The organism is Sedimentitalea xiamensis (assembly GCF_030164465.1).
Classification (GTDB): Bacteria; Pseudomonadota; Alphaproteobacteria; order Rhodobacterales; family Rhodobacteraceae; genus Sedimentitalea; species Sedimentitalea xiamensis.
The window spans coordinates 118,358-136,752 of record NZ_JASNJE010000010.1; the positions used below are offsets into that span (position 1 = coordinate 118,358).

General features: G+C 61.3%; 12 protein-coding genes and 2 pseudogenes. 12 read left to right on the forward strand and 2 right to left on the reverse strand.

From position 1 onward, the window contains the following. Nucleotides 1-400: 400 nt before the first annotated feature. The 3 genes and pseudogenes from QO034_RS10555 to QO034_RS10565 form a co-directional block, all read left to right on the forward strand. Nucleotides 401-753: pseudogene (locus QO034_RS10555) on the forward strand (transposase); the annotation flags it as partial. A 157-nt stretch (nucleotides 754-910) separates the two neighbouring features. Then, nucleotides 911-1,891, forward strand: a complete 981-nt coding sequence (locus QO034_RS10560) for a L,D-transpeptidase (protein WP_284485496.1) — start codon at nucleotides 911-913, stop codon at nucleotides 1,889-1,891. Between the two features lie 89 nt (nucleotides 1,892-1,980). Further along, nucleotides 1,981-2,922 carry an META domain-containing protein gene (locus QO034_RS10565; RefSeq protein ID WP_284485497.1) on the forward strand — a complete coding sequence of 314 codons (942 nt, stop codon included), beginning with the start codon at nucleotides 1,981-1,983 and terminating at the stop codon, nucleotides 2,920-2,922. 877 nt (nucleotides 2,923-3,799) lie between these two features. Here the strand turns inward: QO034_RS10565 and QO034_RS10570 are convergent. After that, nucleotides 3,800-4,969: a hypothetical protein gene (locus QO034_RS10570; RefSeq protein ID WP_284485498.1), complete on the reverse strand. Its 1,170-nt coding sequence runs from the start codon at nucleotides 4,967-4,969 to the stop codon at nucleotides 3,800-3,802. 196 nt (nucleotides 4,970-5,165) lie between these two features. Continuing rightward, nucleotides 5,166-5,405 (reverse strand): annotated as a pseudogene (locus QO034_RS10575) (IS6 family transposase); the annotation flags it as partial. Between the two features lie 155 nt (nucleotides 5,406-5,560). On the opposite strand from QO034_RS10575, the gene QO034_RS10580 reads away from it, so the two are divergent. From QO034_RS10580 to QO034_RS10620, 9 genes are all read left to right on the forward strand, one after another. After that, nucleotides 5,561-6,448, forward strand: a complete 888-nt coding sequence (locus QO034_RS10580; RefSeq protein ID WP_284485499.1) for a LysR family transcriptional regulator — start codon at nucleotides 5,561-5,563, stop codon at nucleotides 6,446-6,448. A 93-nt stretch (nucleotides 6,449-6,541) separates the two neighbouring features. Further along, a complete protein-coding gene (locus QO034_RS10585; RefSeq protein WP_284485500.1) occupies nucleotides 6,542-7,018 on the forward strand; it encodes a formate dehydrogenase subunit gamma in 477 nt (158 codons plus the stop codon). Further along, nucleotides 7,015-8,523 (forward strand): NADH-ubiquinone oxidoreductase-F iron-sulfur binding region domain-containing protein, encoded by a 1,509-nt coding sequence (locus QO034_RS10590; RefSeq protein WP_284485501.1) that lies wholly within the window; start codon nucleotides 7,015-7,017, stop codon nucleotides 8,521-8,523. Before QO034_RS10585 ends, QO034_RS10590 begins: the two co-directional genes overlap by 4 nt. Further along, nucleotides 8,520-11,417: a formate dehydrogenase subunit alpha gene (gene fdhF, locus QO034_RS10595; RefSeq protein ID WP_284485502.1), complete on the forward strand. Its 2,898-nt coding sequence runs from the start codon at nucleotides 8,520-8,522 to the stop codon at nucleotides 11,415-11,417. The genes QO034_RS10590 and fdhF overlap by 4 nt, the downstream gene beginning before the upstream one ends. A 4-nt stretch (nucleotides 11,418-11,421) precedes the next feature. Further along, entirely contained in the window at nucleotides 11,422-12,243 is an 822-nt protein-coding gene (fdhD, locus tag QO034_RS10600; RefSeq protein WP_284485503.1) for a formate dehydrogenase accessory sulfurtransferase FdhD, read from the forward strand. Then, nucleotides 12,233-12,436 carry a formate dehydrogenase subunit delta gene (locus QO034_RS10605; RefSeq protein WP_284485504.1) on the forward strand — a complete coding sequence of 68 codons (204 nt, stop codon included), beginning with the start codon at nucleotides 12,233-12,235 and terminating at the stop codon, nucleotides 12,434-12,436. The genes fdhD and QO034_RS10605 overlap by 11 nt, the downstream gene beginning before the upstream one ends. A 252-nt stretch (nucleotides 12,437-12,688) precedes the next feature. Further along, entirely contained in the window at nucleotides 12,689-13,978 is a 1,290-nt protein-coding gene (locus QO034_RS10610; RefSeq protein WP_284485505.1) for an ATP-binding protein, read from the forward strand. A 653-nt stretch (nucleotides 13,979-14,631) separates the two neighbouring features. Continuing rightward, nucleotides 14,632-18,072, forward strand: coding sequence for a calcium-binding protein (locus tag QO034_RS10615; protein WP_284485506.1), 3,441 nt, complete (start codon nucleotides 14,632-14,634; stop codon nucleotides 18,070-18,072). Between the two features lie 22 nt (nucleotides 18,073-18,094). Continuing rightward, entirely contained in the window at nucleotides 18,095-18,256 is a 162-nt protein-coding gene (locus tag QO034_RS10620; RefSeq protein WP_284485507.1) for a hypothetical protein, read from the forward strand. Nucleotides 18,257-18,395: the final 139 nt, after the last annotated feature.

The following is an 18,395-nucleotide window of genomic DNA, read 5'->3' on the forward strand; positions in this document are numbered from 1 at the left end:
ATCGCCCGGAGGACATCCCCCGGGCGAATTGCAATTACTTCCGAACGGTCACCAGTTCGCCGTATACGACAGGACCCCCGACATCCTCGCGGAAATCCCATCCGTGCTGGAGCAGCCGATTCCCGAGGTTCTTCTGGGCGACTTTGCAATACCGGTTCGCAGTGTCCGATTTGTTCCAGCCCCCGAGATCGACAAGGCGCCGGAAATCCTTGGCCTGCGCGTAGAACCACGCGGCCCAGGTATGGCGCGGAGCATAAGGCACCACATCCTTTCCGAGCTTGGCGGCGTCCCGGATCTTGGCGAACGCTTCCGCCATCTGCCCGCCGCCGTTTTCGCGCGCCACATAGGGTTGCCCGTTCGGGGCAAGAAATGCCGGCCCGCTTACCGGCAGATCTCCCCTCAGATCAGCGACTATGTCGGAGCGCGGGCGCTGCTCAGCGGCCTGCCGGACCTCGACTGGCTGCTCGGAGACCGAGGATATGACGCTGACCTGTTCCGGGAAGCGTTAAAAGACAAAGGGATACCTGCATGCATCCCAGCCCGGAAACAGCGGAAGAAACCGGTGAAATACGACAAGCGACGCTACAAACGGCGAAACCGCCCCTCTCGTGACATTGCTGCGCAATGCACTGCCGGGCAGTGATCGAGATCATGTTCGGCAGGCTCAAGGATTGGCGGCGCATTGCCACACGATATGACAGATGTCCGAAAGTCTTCCTCTTCGCCATCGCGCTCGCGGCAACCGTCATCTGATGGTCATGAATTCTGACCCTAATTCTACCGAGTTTTGATATGACGATTCGCATTGCAGCAAGCAGCCGGGACCGCCGGATTTTCAAGTTTACATGCACCAAGCTGCGCCGCAATATCACGACGATCTCCTACCCCGCATAAGAAGAAAAGGCTGAGCATGACCACGAGAACCTCCCTGTCCCGTCGCACGATGATTGCAGGATCGGCCTGTGCCGCCTTGGCACTTCTCGCAGGCCCTTTGGTCGGACAGCACGTCTACAAGGAACTCCACGAGTTGAAACCGGGGGAATTCACCTGGCATCCGGAGCGTCAGCCCTATGGCCCGGTTGCGGTGATCGTGTCCTTGACCGATCAACGGGTTCACATCTATCGGAACGGAATCCGGATTGCCGTTTCAACCTGTTCGACGGGAAAGACCGGGCACGAAACCCCGACGGGTGTCTTTGTCGTGCTTCAGAAAGACCGGGATCACCGTTCCTCGACCTACAACAACGCGCCGATGCCGAACATGAACCGCCTGACATGGGACGGTATCGCCCTGCATGCCGGGAATCTGCCGGGCTATCCGGCCTCCCACGGCTGCGTGCGCCTGCCGCTCAAATTCTCGGCCCTGCTCTTTGAGATCACCCATCTGGGCACGCCGGTGATCATCGCGGATGAACACCATTTTCCCGTGGATGTCGTGCATCCGGGAATGATCCTCGCAAACCATGCCGAGACGGAGTTCGAACATGTCGTCTCCACCCTGGAAGGGCGCAAGCATCCCTCCGACTGGACGCTGGACGACGCCTATCCGATCACCTCCATGATTGCCTCCTCACATGACCGCCGCATCGTTGTCATCGAAAATGACGTCGAGATTGCGGATGGGCCGCTGATCTGGGATGGAGATCCGCTGGGTGCACATGTCTATGTCCTGAAGGGGGCACATGAAGGCGCGCAGGGGATGCACTGGCAAGCACTCACATACGGAACCTCCCAAAGTGCTGAAATGCAGGATCTTGAACGTGTCCGCACGGATGAGGCCTTTTCCCAACAGATCCGCAAACGCTTTCACCCCGGCATGATCTACATCATGACCGACCTGCCGTTGCATCCCGATAGCCGCTCGCAACGCGATTTCGTCATCATGTCCTGATCGCCCGTTGGCGGGAAGCAAATGGAACGGGAACACCCGGAACGGTTTCCGCCTGCCGATCGCGGCCAATACCATCGAGGATCAATACAATGAACAAGTCTTTGCTTTACCCGTTTCGACCCCTGTTTGCCTTGTTGCTCGTGCTGCTGCCTGCGGTGGCGGCTGCAGGTGAATGGACCATCGTTTCGGTGAATGGAAGTACTACCCTGGGCGAAGCGAGAATTTCACTTGATGCAGACGGTGGCATCACGGGGAATACCGGCTGCAACAATTTCCACGGCGAAGGCCGGTTTGAGAACGCGAACCTTGTCATTACCAAGCCGCTGGCCGTGACGAAAATGGCCTGCCCGGGTGAGGATCTGGCGTCGCAGGAAAGAACCATCCTGCAACTGCTGCAAGGTGCGACTGCATTCAGTCACGATCCGTTCTCCGGTGCATTCACCCTGTCGCGCGGCGATGATCGGCTGGAACTCGCTGAAGATGCGCCGTCGGTTTTCGACGCAGGTTACGTCAACACTCATGGTCTCAGCGGTCCGCTGAACATCCGCGGAGGGCCGGGCACGGATCAGCCGGTCGTGACGCGCGTCCTGCCCGGAACCCTGCTTCGGAACCTGGGTTGCAAGACCGGGGCCGATCATGATTGGTGCAATATCGCTTTCATCGATGCCTCGGGAATTTCCGGTTGGGCCGCAGCCGAATATCTCCAGGCGGCCCCGGCCGCCGTGCGGGCACAACAAGGGTTGTTTGACAATATCGGTACTCTGCCCTGCCGGCTCGGAGGGGATGACGGGCTATGCGATTTCGGGATTGCGCGAGATGGAAATCATTCCGCGGTGCTCGTGATCTATGAATCCGAGGAGCGCGAGAGAGTCCTGCATTTTGCCAATGGCGAACTGGCCTATGCCGAAATCGAGTCCGGCGAGGAGGCCGGGGCGAGCGAAAGCAGGGTTTCGGATGGCAAGATCCTGGTTTCACTTGGCGCGGAACAGTTTGAGATTTCTCAAAATCTCGTTGTTGGAAATGTCGAGTAATCCCGTAGTGTCCATACAGCCGGGATGTATGGCACGGGGTATCCTCAAGGGATCGTTTTGTTGAGAATGGTGCGGGATTGACACAACGGGCCGCTTTCCATTCTGGGTGAATGTGCTGAATTCACCTTGACCACGTGATATCAACGTCAAGGGGCGGGTTTTGGTGTATGCCATTTCTATTGCCAGGGCCTTGCAAAGGTGGCGGAACAGGAAGAAGCTCCCCGATCATCGTGTCCGGGCACAGGTCGTGGACAAGGCAAATGCGCGAAGTTCATAGGTTCAGGATGGCGCAAACTTCGCGACTTTCTCAAGGACATTGGAAAATAGCGATTCACCGGACGGGTTGATCTCGCGAAGTCGCGTCTGAATACTCGCTGCAGGTGTCGAAATCTGTTTTGAAATCCGCACTTTCCGATCCCGACAGCAAATTCGCCATCCATCGCATGACGATCAGACTATCGACCGGGTTCTTCAGTGAAACGCGTGCCTGCTCCAGCTGTCGCTGTGTCGGAATGGTCCCGTACCCGCAAAACCGCATTGACGAACTCCTCCCCTGGAATTTCCAGCCGTCAAGCTGAAAGCGCGGTGACCGCCGGACGCCGCTTGCGACCAGTTGAAATGTGGATGCCGTCATCTTCAAACTCTCACTGGTGCTCGACAAAGCGGCTTTTCACAAACCTGCAGACACGAAATGCCTGATGGAGAAGGCTGGGCATCTCCTCGAAACCCTGCCGGCCCACGCTCGTTGCGTTGCAACTCAGCAAGCGGCTGCCGAACGCCAGCCAGATTCACGAATTGGTCCATCGCGCGAAGCATTTGGTTGGCCGCGAAATGCACGGTGCCGCTTGTTTGCCGGGAAGCAGGCTTTGCGACTGTCTCATGGGTTGCCCACAACGAAACCCGGCGTCTCCTGGCCGGTCGAGACTTGCAACAAACCAGGGGTTGCCAGATACAGACCGCGGGTAGCGCATTCCTCGTACAAGTGGTGTCGAACCGCAGCCGGGGTCCAGCGCAGGTAGCGCCGCACCACCTTGGTCAGCTTGGTCTCGGGCAAGGGGTCAAGGTGAAAGAATACAGACACTTGCAGGGCGAAATCACCCGCATCGGCCAAGAGCCAGGTCATCGGCACATTGGCATTGACATGCAGATCCTTGCGCTCGGCCAGTGCCTCGAAAGTGGCGCCGACCGCTGCCTCCACCCTTGCAAAAAGTGCCTCGCGGTTTTCTGCCACGGACTCATTCTCGGGGTATGAGATCTTCAGTTCGACTCGTCGCCGCAATCCCTCGATCGAGGCACGCTTGTTGAGGTTCTCAATCGTGCCCTCGAACAATTTGGCATTGCGCATGATGACGCGTTCATTGCTGTCGAGATTGAGCAGCAGCACATAAAATGGGGTCAGCCGGTTTATGATGTAGATCGGTCCGTCGCTGTCGAAACGGATGGTCTCGCCTTCGTTGGCCATCGATGATCCGAGCAGGGTCAAACCGAAATACATGTCCGGAAACCACACTGAATGGGTCAAAAAGATGAAGGCGGCGATGATACCGATGAAGCCGGTTCGCTCGATCAGGCTGCCAAGGTTCCAGATCTGTAACAGCGCAAGCAACCCGCACAGCAGCATGATCACAATCATCACCAGTGTCGCCATGCGGCTGTGATATGAGGCCTGTGTGACTTTGGTGCCATCGATCTCGCGACTGCGGCCGAATTTCGCCTCAAGCAACCGAGCCAGGATGTTGAAGGCGACCATCATGCCATAGATCAACACGATCGATGCTGAGGCGCGCAATAGCAGTCGATCGTAATCCACCTCCAACAGCTTGTGAAACACCAGATCAGCTAACTGCAACAGGATGAAGGCGACCGTGACCAGCCGCAACAAGCTGATCTGCAATGATTTTCTGTCGGGACTGGCAACCGGCCCTAAAATGCGCGGGGCGAGGATGAAGAGCGCAACCCCCACCAGCGTCGATACCAACGGCATCGTATAGACGCCAAATATCGTGGTCAGCTTCGCCCAGAGATCCACCTCCGGCAATCCTGTCATCATTTGCCCCTATACCAATCGGTACCGCTACGCTGACTATCAGAAATGATTGTTTTCAACAAACGATCATGCTTCCGTTCAGGGGCTGTGGACAATCATCTCGAGGCGATGAGAGCGGCGACGAAGTTCCAGTTGGCGGCATAGCGGCATTGCCAACTTGTTTGCACCCGCCTGAATGCGGCCTGAACGATTTCTGTCAGGCGGTCATTTCGGGTGTGTAGATGCTCCAAATATCGAAGGCGTCGGATCGGGCGTGGCGGTATGATGTGGCGGAGAGACGACAGCGGCGGGGACGGAAGATCGTGTTGATCTGGTCATGAGACGCCGGAAATCTCTGCGCATGTCTGGGCGGCTTGAACCGGTCCATGAGTTTCTCTCGCTTGCGTGTCGGCCGATGCGATCCTTCGATCCGATTGTTCAAGCCCTTGTGTGGCTTCGGAGCCAGCGCATGCCGACAGCCGTGAGACGCTATCCAAGGGCCACGCTGCCCGATGCGGTTCTCGGAGGCAGTACCTGCGCAAGGCGTATTGAATCCGCGATATTATTCCGAAATTATATCAGAAGTCCGACTTTTAATCTGGATACGACATCATGCTCGATAAGTTGGAAATGTTTATCGCTCTCGCGAGAGAGGCACATTTCGGTCGTGCCGCGGAAAGTCTCAGGATCACGCAACCGACATTGTCGACCGGCATCAAGCAACTTGAGGATCAACTTGGCGTCCTGCTCGTCTTCCGTGCGTCCCGGTTCGGCGGGCTGACGCCGGAGGGTCAGACGGCGCTGGTCTGGGCGCGGAAGATCGTCGGCGATGCGCGCCAGTTGCGCGAGGAAATGCGGTTCAAGAGGGAAGGGCTTTCCGGGCAATTGCGGCTCGCCGTGATCCCGACGGCGCTGACCTGGGTTGCGCGGCTTGCCTCCGAATTCGGCGAGAAGCACCCGAACGTCCGGTTCACAATCCTTTCCCGCACTTCGATCGAGATCCTGGCGATGCTCGACAACCTGGAGATCGACGCGGGCATTTCCTATCTCGACAACGAGCCGATGGGACGGGTCAGCACCGTACAGCTTTACGAGGAGCACTACATGTTGGTCTGTCCTCTGACCTCACCATTCGCGAGACGCGACAGCGTGGGTTGGGACGAGGTCGGCGGCGCGCGGCTCTCCTTGCTGGCGCCCGACATGCAGAACCGCCGGATCATCAACCGCAACTTCGCCGCCGTCGACACGGCACCCGAAACCTGGATCGAATCGAACTCCACAATCGTTCTTGCGGCGATGGTCGAACGGGGCGATTGCCTGACAGTTTTGCCGGAAGACATGGCGGAGTTCCTGGCGCAGCGGAATTCACTGGCACTTGTCCCGCTGCACGGACCCGAGCCCGCGCATTCGGTGGGGCTTGTGGCTCCTTATCGAGAACCGCATACGCCGGTGCTCGACGCGCTGATGCGAACGGCGCGAAAGATGTCCACGCGAAATTGATAGGATTCTTCAATCAATAGACGGAAACACAATATTGATCGTTGATTGATCGGCTGCAACGTTCGGGCAAACGCAAGCCAGTCGAGGCCAGTCATGCAATCGCCCAATGTCACAATTATAGCGGAGGACTTCGGTCACCTGATCTCGGAGCACCGTGACGCAGAAGGCGCGCTGCTTCCGATCCTGCACGCGATTCAGGATGTCTGCGGCTATATCCCGGATGCCGCGCACCCGCTGATCTGCGACGCGCTGAACATCACCCAGGCCGAACTGCACGGGGTGATCTCGTTCTACCACGATTTCCGCAAGAAACCGGCCGGCCGTCACGTGCTGAAGGTCTGCCGGGCCGAGGCGTGCCAATCGGTTGGCGGCGACGCAGTCGCGGCCACTCTTCTGGACAGGCTCGGACTGGACTGGCACGGCACGACCCACAATGGCGCGGTGACCGTGGAACCGGTCTACTGCCTCGGCCTCTGCGCCTGCGGCCCGGCAGCGATGGTCGATGGCCGTGTCGTGGGCCGCGTCGATGCTGCGAAGCTGGACGCCCTCCTGGCGGAGGCGGGCGTATGAAGATTTTCGTGCCGATGGACAGCGCGGCGAAGGCGCTGGGGGCCGAGGAGGTGGTTGCAGCCCTGCGCGTCGCCGCTCCCGATGCCGAGATCGTCCGCACCGGGTCGCGCGGCATGATCTGGCTCGAGCCGCTGGTCGAGGTGGAGATCGACGGAGTGCGGCATGGCTTCGGCCCGGCCGAGCCTGCGGACGCAGGCGGTATCGTCGACGGCACCAGCGCCAGGGCGCTCGGCCCGGTCGAGGATCTTGATTGGATGAAGCGTCAATCACGCCTGACCTTTGCGCGCGTTGGCGTGATCGACCCGTTGTCGCTGGACGACTATCAGGCCCATGGCGGCTTGGCCGGACTGCGCCGGGCGCTCGGGATGTCCGGGCAGGACATCGTCGACGAGGTCAAGGCCTCGGGGCTGCGCGGGCGGGGCGGTGCCGGTTTCCCGACGGGCATCAAGTGGCAGACCGTGCACGATGCCGAGGCGCCGCAGAAATACATTGTCTGCAACGCCGACGAGGGCGACAGCGGCACCTTCGCCGACCGGATGATCATGGAGGGCGATCCGTTTACGCTGATCGAAGGCATGGCCATCGCGGGCATCGGCGTAGGTGCGACGCGGGGATATGTCTATCTCCGGTCGGAATACCCTGATGCCATCGCGGTGATGTCCCGCGCGGTCGAACTCGCGCGCAAGGCGGGCATGCTGGGCGCGGACGTTCTCGGGTCGGGCCGGGCCTTCGACATGGAGATCCGCAAGGGCGCCGGGGCCTATGTCTGCGGCGAGGAAACCTCGCTGCTGAATTCGCTCGAAGGCAAACGCGGCGTGGTGCGCGCCAAGCCGCCGCTGCCCGCGCTCGAAGGCTTCCTTGGCCGACCGACCGTCGTGAACAACGTTATCTCGCTGGCGACCGTTCCGGTGATTTTCGAGAAGGGCGCAAGAGCCTACGCCGATTTCGGCCTGGGCCGGTCGCGCGGCACCGTGACGCTCCAGATCGCGGGCAACGTCGCGCGCGGCGGGCTGTTCGAGACGGGTTTCGGCATCAGCCTGGGCGAGGTGGTGAACGATCTCGGCGGCGGCACCGCTTCGGGCCGGCCCGTGAAGGCGGTGCAGGTCGGCGGACCGCTTGGCGCTTACATGCCGGTTTCCAGGTTCGACACGCCGATCGGCTATGAAGAGTTCGACCAGAATGGCGGACTGATAGGCCACGCGGGGCTGGTCGTTTTCGACGACACGACCGACATGCTGGGAATGGCGCGCTTCGCGATGGAGTTCTGTGCCGTGGAAAGCTGCGGCAAGTGCACGCCCTGCCGGATTGGCGCGGTGCGCGGGGTGGAGACGATCGACCGCATTGCGGAGGGAGACGCGGGTGCGCTGACGCTTCTGACCGACCTCTGCGAGACGATGAAGGACGGATCGCTCTGCGCGCTCGGTGGCTTCACGCCATTCCCGGTCATGTCCGCCGTCACCCAGTTTCCCGACGATTTCGCCAGGCAGAAGGAAGCCGCTGAATGAAGGACTTCATCTTTCCCCCGATGCCCGACGACCGTGACATGGGCACACCCGTGAAAGAGGGAAAACCGGTTTCGCTGATTATCGACGGCTTCGAGGTCACGGTGCCCGAAGGGACATCCGTGATGCGCGCGGCGGCCGAACTTGGCATCCAGGTGCCGAAACTCTGCGCGACCGACAGCCTTGAGGCCTTCGGCTCCTGCCGGCTCTGCACTGTCGAGATCGAGGGGCGGCGCGGTACGCCCGCCTCCTGCACCACGCCCGTGACAGAAGGCATGGTCGTCAGCACTCAATCCGAAAAGGTCCGCCGGATCCGCAAGGGGGTGATGGAGCTCTACATCTCCGACCACCCGCTCGACTGCCTGACCTGTTCGGCCAACGGCGATCGCGAATTGCAGGACATGGCGGGCGCCGTGGGCCTGCGCGACGTGCGCTACAAGGCCCCCGAGGACGGCGGTTTCGTCAACCATTTCGAGGCACGCAACACCTCTGGCGAAGCAAACCCGGAATGGCTGCCCAAGGACGACAGCAACCCTTACTTCACCTATGACCCGTCGAAATGCATCGTCTGCAACCGGTGCGTCCGGGCATGCGAGGAAGTGCAGGGCGCCTTCGCGCTGACTATCGAGGGCCGCGGATTCGACAGCCGCGTTTCGGTCGGGACCGAGAACTTCCTGGCCTCCGACTGCGTGTCCTGCGGCGCCTGCGTCCAGGCTTGCCCCACAGCGACCCTGCAGGAGAAGTCGATCATCGAGATGGGCACGCCGGACCGGTCGGTCGTGACCACCTGCGCCTATTGCGGGGTCGGCTGTTCTTTCAAGGCGGAGATGCAGGGCGATACGCTCGTGCGGATGGTCCCCTACAAGCACGGCAAGGCGAACCGGGGGCATTCCTGCGTCAAGGGCCGCTTCGCCTGGGGCTATGCGAACCACAAGGAGCGCATTCTCAATCCGATGATCCGGGACAGTATCGACGAGCCCTGGCGCGAGGTCGGCTGGGAGGAGGCCATCGGGTTCGCCGCCGCGAAGATGCGCGGGCTTCAGGAAACCTACGGCCGCAAGAGCATCGGCGTCATCACGTCGTCGCGCTGTACGAACGAGGAAACCTACCTCGTACAAAAACTGACGCGTGCGGTCTTCGGCAACAACAATACCGATACCTGTGCGCGGGTCTGCCATTCGCCCACCGGATACGGTCTCGGTCAGACATTCGGCACTTCGGCCGGAACGCAGGACTTCGATTCGGTCGAGCACACCGATGTTGTGCTCGTGATCGGCGCGAACCCGACCGACGGGCATCCGGTCTTTGCCTCGCGTCTGAAGAAACGTCTGCGGGCCGGCGCAAAACTTATCGTCATCGACCCGCGCCGCATCGACCTCGTGAAGTCGGCGCATGTCGAGGCCGCGCATCATCTGGCTCTCCGGCCGGGAACCAATGTCGCGGTCGTCACGGCGCTGGCCCATGTGATCGTCACCGAAGGGTTGATCGACGAGGCGTTCATCCGCGAACGTTGCGACTGGGACGAATTCCAGCATTTCGCAGCGTTCGTGAGCGATACGCGTCACAGCCCCGAAGCGACGGCACTTCTCACTGGTGTCGATCCGAACGAAATGCGGGCCGCCGCGCGTCTCTTCGCGCGTGGCGGAAACGGTGCGATTTACTACGGTCTGGGTGTCACCGAGCACAGCCAGGGCTCAACCACGGTCATGAGCATCGCGAACCTCGCCATGCTGACCGGCAATGTCGGCCGTCCCGGGGTCGGGGTGAACCCGCTGCGCGGCCAGAACAACGTCCAGGGCTCCTGCGACATGGGGTCGTTCCCGCACGAATTACCGGGCTACCGTCACGTGAAGAACGCCGATGTGCGCCAGATGTTCGAGGCGGTCTGGGGCACCCCGATCGACCCCGAGCCGGGTCTGCGGATTCCGAACATGCTGGATGCGGCGGTCGATGGCACATTCAAGGGTCTCTACTGCCAGGGCGAGGACATTCTGCAATCCGACCCCGACACGAAGCACGTGGCCGCCGGCCTCGCCGCGATGGAATGCGTGATCGTCCACGACCTTTTCCTGAATGAAACGGCGAACTACGCGCATGTCTTCCTGCCCGGTTCCACCTTCCTCGAGAAGGACGGGACCTTCACCAATGCCGAGCGCCGCATCAACCGCGTGCGCAAGGTCATGGCGCCCCGGAACGGCTATGGCGACTGGGAAGTCACTCAGCTCCTCGCCAACGCGATGGGCGCCGGTTGGAGCTACACGCACCCGTCACAGATCATGGATGAAATCGCGGCGACGACGCCCTCCTTCGCAGGTGTCGATTACGCGCTGCTGGAAGAGAAAGGTTCGGTGCAGTGGCCCTGCAACGCGGCGCATCCCGAGGGCACGCCGCTGATGCATGTCGATGGTTTCGTGCGCGGCAAGGGACGGTTCATCGTGACCGAATATGTCGCCACCGACGAGAAGACGGGTCCGCGCTTCCCGCTGCTGCTGACCACCGGGCGCATCCTGAGTCAGTACAATGTGGGCGCGCAGACGCGGCGCACGGCGAACACGATCTGGCACGAGGCGGATCTGCTGGAAATCCACCCGCACGACGCCGAGAACCGCGGGCTGACAGACGGCGACTGGGTGCGGCTGGCCTCCCGCGCCGGGGAAACAACCCTGAAGGCGAAGGTCACCGACCGGGTCAGCCCCGGCGTCGTCTACACGACTTTCCACCACCCCGACACGCAGGCCAACGTCATCACGACCGACTATTCCGACTGGGCCACCAACTGCCCCGAATATAAGGTGACGGCGGTTCAGGTGAGTTCGTCGAACGGACCGACGGACTGGCAGGAGGATTACGCAGCACAAGCCGAACGCGCGCGGCGCATCCTCCCGGCGGCGGAGTGAAGTCATGCAGGCTCTGTCCACAAGATCCCTGCCAGGCCGGTCCTTCCGGGCGGTCGGCGCTTTTTCGGTCCACCGGACGCTGCCGGAAGAGGTGCCCACGGCTGTTGTATTCAATGGCTCGACCCTCGCCGTGATGATGGCCACGCCGGACGACATTGCCGACTTCGCCTATGGTTTCGCCCTGACCGAGGGCGTGATCACGCGGTCCGACGAGGTCGAGAGCTTCGAAGTCGTATCGCAGGCGCAGGGGATCGAGGCGCGGTTCTGGTTGCGGGACGACCGCGCCGAGGCGCTTTCCGATCGCCGCCGCTTCATGGCCGGGCCGGTTGGGTGCGGTCTCTGCGGGATCGACAGCCTCGAACAGGCGATGCGACCCCTGCCGCGTGTCTCTGACGGGGCGCTGCGCCTCTCCCGCGCCGAGGTCGCCGGGGCCACCGACGCCCTGCGCCCGAAGCAAGAACTTCATGCCCAGACCCGCGCGACCCATGCGGCGGGTTTTCTTGTGCCTGGCCAGGGGATCGACCTCGTGCGCGAGGATGTAGGGCGGCACAACGCGCTCGACAAGCTGATCGGCGCCCTGATGCGCGCTGGTATCGACCCCGCATCCGGCGTGGCGGTGATGACGTCCCGCCTTTCCGTGGAACTGGTTCAGAAATGCGCCATGTCCGGCGTGCCCGGTCTGGTTGGGGTGTCCGCTCCGACGGCGCGGGCAGTCCACTTGGCGGAGGAGGCCGGCGTGACGCTTGTGGCATTCGCCCGCGCTGGGGGATTCGACATCTATTCCCATGCTCATCGCATTGCAGACGGGGTCACGAATGTCGCCTGAAAAGATGGTCCACATGGCGAACCAGATTGCCACCTTCTTCAAGTCCCAGCCAGGTGATGCGACCGAGAAGGTCGCGTCCCACATCGGCGACTTCTGGGAGCCGCGAATGCGCGACCAGTTGCGCGACTACGTCAATCAGGGTGGCGCCGGCCTTGACCGTGTGGTGGTCGAGGCAGCGGCTCTTGTTCGATGAGACATATCGATCGCGCCATTGGTGGCGGTGTAGATCCCGGCTCGGTTCAGATCCGACTGATTGAGCGGGGTTCCTGGTCGCCTTCGGTCTGACGTCGTTGCGGGAGCTTCCGGATCGGGAACAGCTCGCGGACGCGGGCTTGCAACAGGATAGCCCCGTCGGTACTGATGGTCGTATGGTGAAGCCAATATCGGGCAAATGGTGAGGATAGTAGTGGACATTTCGTGAGATGCCTAATAGGCATTTCGTGAGATGAACGAAATGGACGAATACCTCCCGCGACACCTGACACCCGAGCTGCAGGATGCATTGGCGACCGCGCGGGTCGTCAATCTTGTCGGACCGAGACAGGTGGGTAAAACGACCCTTGTTCGTGATCTGTTTGAAGAAGGACGTTTCGTCACGCTAGACGATGCGGCCGTCCTCGCGGCCATGGAGGCTGACCCCGAGGGGCAGCTGACAAGCCTTTCGGAAGAGCAGCCTGATGCACCGGTTATCATCGACGAGGCGCAAAGGTCTCCGAAGCTCGCGCTTGCCATCAAGAAGATCGTCGATCGCAACCGCCGGAAAGGGCAGTTTGTCCTGACGGGATCATCCAACGTCTTCACGACTGCAGAGGTTGCAGATTCGCTGGCTGGCAGGATGCAGACGCTCAAGCTTTGGCCTTTGACGACCTCCGAGGTCAATCGGTTGCCGGTGAGCCGGTTGATCGATTGGGCGATGCAGGATGCCCCATCGCTGCCACAGGTCTCTGATCCCGCGCCTCTGGGACGCAAAGACTACATCGACCTCATTCTCATGGGCGGATATCCCGAAATCCGCACATTGCCGCCCCGGTCACGGCAACGGCAGTATCGCGACTACATCGATGCGGTGGTGGATCGCGACGTAGCAGACGTCATGCCGGTCCGGAAGCCCGATGCCCTTCGGTTTCTGATCGATCAGATGGCGTCGCGGACCGCACAGGAGATCAACACATCCGAGCTGGCAAAACTGGCAAAGCTCAAGCGCGAGACGGTTGATCAGTACCTCGATATTCTCATGCGGCTTTCAATGGTGACCAAGCTGAGCGCGTGGATGCCGGGAGAGAGCAAACGGGACATCAAACAACCGAAGTTCCACTTCGTGGATACCGGAATCGCAAGCGCACTTCGCCGCCTGAATGAAAGGTCGTTTGACGTAGGGAACAGACCCGAAGCACTGGGTGGTCTGTTGGAGAGCTTCATTGTCGGCGAACTCCAACGTGCTCTGCCGATGCAGGACGAGGATTATCGGCTCTATCATTGGCGAAGCGCGGACCGGCGAGAAATCGACATTCTGATCGATGGAGGCCACCGGCTGGTCGCGATCGAGGTCAAGTCAGCGACCACAGTTGCAGCCGACGATTTCAAGCACCTGAAGTGGTTTGCAAATGATGGGCCAGGCAAGGGACGCCATACCGTCGGCCTGGTATTTTACCTTGGGCAGGAAAAGCTGACCATGGGCGATGGAAACTTCGCTCTGCCGCTAAGTACGCTCTGGACGACGGTGGATTTGAACTGAACAGGAGCGTCCTTGACCTACCGCCGGGTGCCGGCGGGGCAGTTGAACAGAGGTTGAAGAAATTGGGAGGACAGAATTGCGATGCAAATTCGCCGCCCAACACCAAAAAACTTTCGCAGCGTGGCGAAGCGCGCATCGAAATGGGAGGATTGTCGACCAGTCGCGGCGAGTGGGGTCGATCATGATTGCGCCCGGTTTTGACGCGGCGCAGAACGCGGGCTCAGTCACGGACTGGTTTCGTCGGTTCGCAAGGCAAGTTTGAGACGCCATGAGAACGAACTGGGACACAGCGAGAACGACTGCTCGACCGTGACGGACTATCCTTCAAGCGAACCGCTTTCATTAGCCTGATGGATTTTAATCAGTGTCCAAACCATGAGAATCCGCCCACGGCCCGTTGAGGAGTCCGGTCGTTTCGAGCGGGAGCTCCTGCGTATTCAAGACCCTGAAACGCATGTTTCGGCAGGCAACAAACCGAGAGCCAGAAGTCCAAAAGACAAAAACCGGGGCTGTCTTTGCTTCCGGGGACGACGCGACAGACAGGTCCACGACCGCAGAAGATCGAACCGGAGTAGCGGAGCCTGAAGACGGCATCGATCGAGGAACCGTTTGGATCAGCAATACTGAAGACAGCGTGAGGGGGTACTTTTGGAATGGGAAACAATCCGTATTTGATCGATAGCAGCGACGATGCGCCGAACAACGGCATCGCGCCTCACGGCGACCATTGGGTGATTTATCATCTGCCGACGGACTTCTACGGAAACTCCGGGTTCGACTCCTACCACTTCAACCGTCCCATCGATGGCGCAAATCACTGGGACTATTATGTCTCGCCGGTTCCAGACGCGGTGATGGACGATGCGATCCACGGGAGCGACAACCGATCCGACTTTCTCTTCGGTGGATGGGGCGACGACGATCTTCTGGGACGCGGCGAGCCGGATATTCTGGTCGGAGGCGACGGATCGGACACGATAACCGGCGGTCACGGATCGGACGCGATCTATGGCGATTGGACGAACATGCCCTCCGTCAATGTCCGCGATCCGCGCGCGGACGACGAAATTCAGGCGAAGACGGAATGGCTCGCGCCGCCCTACAATCCCTATCTGACCGATGGCTCCTTCATCACCTGCGACGACGGCGACAACCGCAACCAGGATCTTTCGCTGACCGGAGACGACGTGATCTATGGCGGCAGGGGCAGTGACCTTATCGTCGCGGGCCCCGGCAACGACCAGATCTCGGCGGGTCCGCACGGGATCAGCGGCGATCCCTACACCGACGATGTCAGCGGCGGTCCCGGTCGCGACGCCTTCCTGCTCCAGTATGATGGGGACGGGTCCGAGGGCGGGGCATACTGGTCCAGCCTTTCCGGCTCGGACATCGCCGGCTCGGCTGCGAACGCCATGGTCAAGAGCGCGGTCAACACGCTGGGAAAGGCGGCGCTCAATGCGGCCGAGGCCGAGACAGCTCTGACCTCGACCAGCTCTGCCATGCTGTTCGGGCCACTGGGTGCCGTCGGTGGTGCGCTGGCGGCAGCGGGGATCGAATACCTGCTCGACATGGGCAAGGCGGAAACGCTCAAGACCAATGAGGACGTGCTCGTCATCCGGGACTTCAATCCTTCGGAGGACGCGCTTTTCCTGCCCATGGAGGACGGTGTCTCGCTGATCGCGACGCCGACCTTCTATGCGAACTCGCCAGTCACCGGCCTCAACATCAGCGGCTGGGCGATCTCTATCACCAACGGCAACGACGGTGCGGTGTTTACCGAGGTGTTTCTCGACCCGGACTATTTCGCGGCGATCAACATCTCGGGCGGGTCGTCGGCGCTCGCGGTCACGGCCCTGGACAACGTCCTGTCCACCGGGGTCACGATCGATTCCGACGGCTACGTCGTCAGCGCCAGCCAGCCCGACGCGCTGGATCCGTTCGGCGACGTCGACCCCGCTCCACCGGCCTACACGGCACAGGAGGGGACGTTTACACATGTCTGGGGCGCGTATTCGGCGGTCTCGATCGTGCAGCCTGCGGCCAGTAACGGCATTCACGTGGGCGGCACCGTCTGGGGCGATCTGCTGACCGCGAACGCCGTCGCGTTCCTGCCCGAGGTCTATGACACCTACCGCAATGACGGCTTGAATTCGGTGACGCAGACAGCGGCCTATATCCGCGGTTTTGACGGCGACGACCTGATCTATGGCGGCGCCGCCTCCGACGCGCTGTTCGGCGATGAGGGCGACGACCTCATCTATAGTTTCGAAGGCGCCACCAATTCCGGAGGCTCGATCCCGGAATCGCTGTCCGGCGGGGAGGGACATGACCGGCTCTACGGGCTGAGCGGTACGCAGATCTTCGACGGCGGCCCGGGAAGCGACGTGATGGATGGCGGTGCGGGCGAGGATACCGCCACCTATGCGGACGCGGCACAGGGGGTGCGCGTCGATCTCGGGACCGGATATGGTTATGACGGCCCCACGGCGGTCCAGGTGATCGGCGAATACGGCGGCGTCAGCGTTTCGGATGAACCGGTCACCGTTTCGCTGGGGCGGAGCTATGTCGATCCGGTGGTCATCCTCAGCCCGCCGGGATGGGCCGGAGAGGACCTCGGCGTGGCCCGGATCACCGAGGTCACGAGCGACAGTTTCACCGTCTATATCCAGGAAGCCGCCTATGACGACGGCGCGCACCGTTTCGAGGATCTCGACTACATTGTCGTGGAACGCGGCGCTTGGGAACTTGGCGATGGCACGATCCTCGCCGCCGGCGAGGTGGCGACCAACCAGGTCGCCTGGGACGACTTTTCCACGATCGTCTACAGCACGCTTTTCGACGAGGCCCCCGCTGTCGTCAGCCAGCTCCAGAGCGAGGTGGATTCCAGCACCATGGCGGCAACCCGGCAACGGGCCCTGACAAATGGCGATTTCGACGTCGGCATCCAGATGACACAGATCAACAAGGAGCGCGACAGCGCCGAGAGTGTCGGCTACCTGGCGGTGGAGCAAGGCGTCGGGACCACCGACGGTATCGGTTTCGAGGCATTCGTCACGGGCGAGGACTATGCCTCCAACTGGAAGACACTGGACTTCGAGGGGGATTATTCCGACCTCGGAGCCGCCGCGGCGCGGTTCTTCGGCACCGTATCGACCCGTGAAGGCGCTGATCCGGTATTCCTGCGTCGGGACAACGCCACGTCGGATGGGATCGATGTCCTCTTGCAAGAGGATACATCCCAGGATTCAGAAACCAGCCACGGCACCGAGGCGCTTAGCTACATCTCGCTTGGTGGCAGAGATGGCGTGCTGACGGGAATCGTCGCGCCCGACCGGCTATTCGACATAGAGAACCTGATCGGCTCTGCGCATGACGATCATCTCGCGGGCGACGAAGGCGACAACGAACTGACCGGCGGCGACGGGGATGATGTTTTCGTGGCCACGTATGGCGACGACACGATCACCGACTTCGCCGCCGGAGATGTGATCGACCTGAGCCAGGACTGGACAGCCTACGAGAGTTTCGACGAGCTCGAAATTTCCGGTCCGGTCTCAACCGGAAATGGCTTCGTCTACAGCATCTCCCTTGCTGCGGGGAGTGACGTGTCGACCTTGTCGGTGATGACCGCGCCGCAGTACAACTGGACGGCGGCGGATTTCGTCTTCATCGAACCCGGGGCCACGCTGATCGGGGAAGAGGACGAGCACGATCTGATAGTGGCCGGAAACAGCGACAATTCCGTTTACGGCCTCGGCGGTCACGACACGTTGTCAGGCGGTGGCGGCGCCGATTCACTCTACGGGGGACGTGGTGACGACACGCTCTATGGGGGTCGTGGCGATGACACGCTCCACGGAGGGCGCGGCGACGATGTAATTCGCGGCGGCCGCCGCGACGACATGCTCGACGGTGGCCGTCGAGACGATACGCTCTACGGGGGCCGCGGCGACGATGTGCTGCACGGTGGGCGCGGTGACGATGCGCTCTATGGTGGCCGTGGCGACGATACGCTTTTCGGCGGCCGCCGCGACGATACTCTCTACGGGGGGGGCCGGTCGCGATCGGTTCATCTTCGCAAAGGGCGGCGGTGACGACAAGATCGCCGACTGGCAGATGGGCATTGATCTCATCGCCATCGAAAGCGGCGCCGCAGATTTTTCGGAGTTGCGGATCACCGACTTCGCCGAAGGCGCCATGATCCGCTTCGCGGATGTCAGCATCGTTCTGTCCGGGGTCAGTTCCACCGGCCTGACAGGGGCGGATTTCGACTTCTAGGCGGCGTCTGCATTTAAGGGATTCCCAAATCGCCTCCGGTTTGATTCGAGATCGAAAACGGGAGGCGATCTTGGGCCGGCGGACATTGACGGACAGGCAGTGGGCGATCATCGCGCCTTTGGTTCCGGGAAAGCATGGG

Excerpts from the sequence above, each read along its gene's own strand:
- QO034_RS10585 (WP_284485500.1), top strand. The coding sequence starts at position 6,542 with ATGCAATCGCCCAATGTCACAATTATAGCGGAGGACTTCGGTCACCTG.
- QO034_RS10615 (WP_284485506.1), top strand. The coding sequence starts at position 14,632 with ATGGGAAACAATCCGTATTTGATCGATAGCAGCGACGATGCGCCGAAC.
- QO034_RS10590 (WP_284485501.1), top strand. The coding sequence starts at position 7,015 with ATGAAGATTTTCGTGCCGATGGACAGCGCGGCGAAGGCGCTGGGGGCC.
- QO034_RS10605 (WP_284485504.1), top strand. The coding sequence starts at position 12,233 with ATGTCGCCTGAAAAGATGGTCCACATGGCGAACCAGATTGCCACCTTC.
- QO034_RS10580 (WP_284485499.1), top strand. The coding sequence starts at position 5,561 with ATGCTCGATAAGTTGGAAATGTTTATCGCTCTCGCGAGAGAGGCACAT.
- QO034_RS10565 (WP_284485497.1), top strand. The coding sequence starts at position 1,981 with ATGAACAAGTCTTTGCTTTACCCGTTTCGACCCCTGTTTGCCTTGTTG.
- fdhF (WP_284485502.1), top strand. The coding sequence starts at position 8,520 with ATGAAGGACTTCATCTTTCCCCCGATGCCCGACGACCGTGACATGGGC.
- fdhD (WP_284485503.1), top strand. The coding sequence starts at position 11,422 with ATGCAGGCTCTGTCCACAAGATCCCTGCCAGGCCGGTCCTTCCGGGCG.
- QO034_RS10620 (WP_284485507.1), top strand. The coding sequence starts at position 18,095 with ATGGGCATTGATCTCATCGCCATCGAAAGCGGCGCCGCAGATTTTTCG.
- QO034_RS10610 (WP_284485505.1), top strand. The coding sequence starts at position 12,689 with ATGAACGAAATGGACGAATACCTCCCGCGACACCTGACACCCGAGCTG.
- QO034_RS10570 (WP_284485498.1), bottom strand. The coding sequence starts at position 4,969 with ATGACAGGATTGCCGGAGGTGGATCTCTGGGCGAAGCTGACCACGATA.
- QO034_RS10560 (WP_284485496.1), top strand. The coding sequence starts at position 911 with ATGACCACGAGAACCTCCCTGTCCCGTCGCACGATGATTGCAGGATCG.